Source organism: bacterium, from assembly GCA_040755795.1.
GTDB lineage: Bacteria > UBA9089 > CG2-30-40-21 > CG2-30-40-21 > SBAY01 > JBFLXS01.
Genome location: JBFLXS010000490.1, coordinates 1 through 2722 on the forward strand (window position 1 = coordinate 1; position 2722 = coordinate 2722).

Annotated in this window: 2 protein-coding genes; both read right to left on the minus strand. The window is 36.9% G+C overall.

Annotated elements, in window-relative coordinates:
• The coding region (locus AB1414_18780; GenBank protein ID MEW6609459.1) for a hypothetical protein at positions 1–202 on the minus strand (202 nt) is incomplete at its 3' end.
• 627 nt (positions 203–829) lie between these two features.
• Positions 830–2050, minus strand: a complete 1221-nt coding sequence (locus AB1414_18785) for a glycosyltransferase family 4 protein (GenBank protein ID MEW6609460.1) — start codon at positions 2048–2050, stop codon at positions 830–832.
• Between the last annotated feature and the right edge of the window lie 672 nt (positions 2051–2722).

The following is a 2722-nucleotide window of genomic DNA, read 5'->3' on the forward strand; positions in this document are numbered from 1 at the left end:
TCCACTGTGTCTTTTCTTGCAATCGCTGTTGAAACTCAATCATTGACGGATCCTGAAAATGCATCATCGCCAAACCACTCATCACACAATCAGTTAAAGAATAATCTGTCTTCCCTGGTTGACGATAATCCACAATCTCAGAAATCCGAAACGCTGCCTGCTTGACTAAACTCTTAAATCTTAAATGCTTCTTGATATGCATAATTATCTTCCCCTCTTTTTTTTAAGATAGATTATGCCTCTTATTTATATACCACATTTAAGATAAAAAGTCTATATTTTTTCAAAAAACAAAAATCTTTACGAAAAATATATTTCATAATCCCGAAAAACCCTCATAAATACCCATTTCTTATTTTCACCGAGAATTGCTGTCCCACCTGCAGTTCTGAAGAGTAAATTTTCATGATTTTTATTTTTAAGATACAGTTCGGGGACAAGATGGTAGGGGACATTAAAAAAGACAGTTCTCTCCTGTGTCTCCTAATATATCAAAATATTGTAACTATTCAGCCACTGATTAACACGGATTAGCACGGATAAAGACAGAGGATAGAGAAGAGAGGGCAGAAGGCAGAGGACGACAGGAGGAAAAACCTTCAGCCTAACTACGGACACGGATACCGGACACGATTCACGAATTTTCAGTGTTTCATCCGTGTCCATCTGTGGCTGAATAGTTACTTTTAATATTGTTGTACTCGAAAGATTACCCTGATGAAAATCAAAGAGGGAATTGTTGCGTATCGTCCATAGATTTTCCCCTCTTGAGAGAAGTTAGAGGTGTGTTTTTCTCTGCGTCTCTATGTCTGTGCGGTGAATGGTTATCTCACCCCTTCTGGGTTAATGAATTATAGACTTTAATTGTCCCCTCTGCCATACTTTCTAAACTAAACTGCCTTATTATTTTTTCCCGTGCTTTTTTGGCTATCTTTTCAGCCAATGCTTTCTCTTGCAATATCCTGATAATTTCTTGCGTTAAAATCTGGATATTACCAGGCGGGACTAAAATCCCATCTTCATTATGGGTAATAACTGTAGGCACACTGCCAAGATTAGAAACTATCACCGGTTTCTCACAAGCCATTGCCTGAATTATAGTTAAATCATAACCATTGACACGGATAGTTGCATTGACAAAGACATCGGCTAAATTATAAAACAGGGGTAACTCCTCATAAGGCACAAGTCCTGTGGTAATAATATTTTCCCTTAGTCCTGCTCTATCAATCAGTGTCTCTAAATCCTCTCGATAATCTCCATCACCTACGATGATTAATTTAGTCCCTGGAATACTCTTAAGGATAGCAGGCATAGCCAGGATAATGTTTTGGATTCCTTTTTCTTTAGTCAATCTGGCCACACCTAAAATAACTTTACCTGCTTGATTTATTTTGTATTTTTCTCTTAATTCGGTGCTCTTTTTAGGAGCAAATAAATGCGTATCAACTCCATTATAAACCACAAATATATCACTATCCCTGGTTTGATAAAGGAACTTTATGCGTTTTATTTGTTCATTACTTGTAGCAATGATGGCATCGGCTCTCATAAGAGCCTTACGAGATACAAAGGAATAATTATAAATATGATATAAAATCCTGCGTATAGATAAAAAGGCATTTCGTATATCTTTGTAGGAGGAAAGTAATACCCCCCAGGCAGATTTTAGCTCATCAAGGGTTGTTCCATGTAAAGAAATTACCGTTGGGATATTGTATTTTTTATTTAATCCCTTTAGAAGAAAAGGTATTCCTCCACCACTTTGACCATGAACAACATCAAATTTTTCCAGGGTATGTAACCTGATAAATTCCTGGACACTTTTTCTACACCATGCCCACGAATATTTACCAGGTCTTGTTCCTTTTATATAATATATTTCTATGCCATCGATAACCTCGTATTCTTTACCTTGTGGATGTTGGGTGCTAATCAAAATTACCTTATGACCTTTCTGGGCAAGTCCTTTACAAATCATCATCGTATGGTCTTCCAATCCACCTTTGGCATGTACCGGTATAGAGCGGGCTAACATACAAATTCTCATTCTTGATGCTCCTTCACTTTTGGTAACCGTTCACCGCAGAGACACAGAGACGCAGAGAAAAAATAAAATCTATTCACCAGAGACAGAAATTTCCTTTTTTTGTGCATTTCGGATCTTTCGTTGTTTATTAATCTTTTAATACGGACTTTCGACTAACTGTTTTTAAGCCTTTTTAAACACCGAAAAACGCGAAAAACACGAAAAAAAGATATTTCCTCTCTGTTCCTCTGCGTCTCTGCGGTAAATTACCACCTGAACGGTTACCACTTTTGCTCATTTTTGGGAGAATTTTAGCACAAATTTTATCCTATGTCAATAAAAATTTACACCCACCAGCAATTCTCGGTGAAACTAAATAAACAGCCCAAGTAACCACCTTAAAGCCATTTTTTGCTTTTTAAACATCTTCTTCCTCTAAATTGCTTAAAATTTCCCTCTCCTAAACCTATGGAGAATCTCCTTTATCTTAGAAATTGGGCACACTATTCCCTTTATCACAAAATCAAATCCTTATTTAAGTATATTATTTTTCTATCTTATCCCCCTTTCTCCCTTTTCATCCACTTGCTGCCTCAGGTGGCGAAAGAATAAACCACAAAAGCTCCTCCCAACTTTGAAAAATTAATATCCGAATCGTACACCGTAACTGATTCCAATACTCTCTCCGACTGC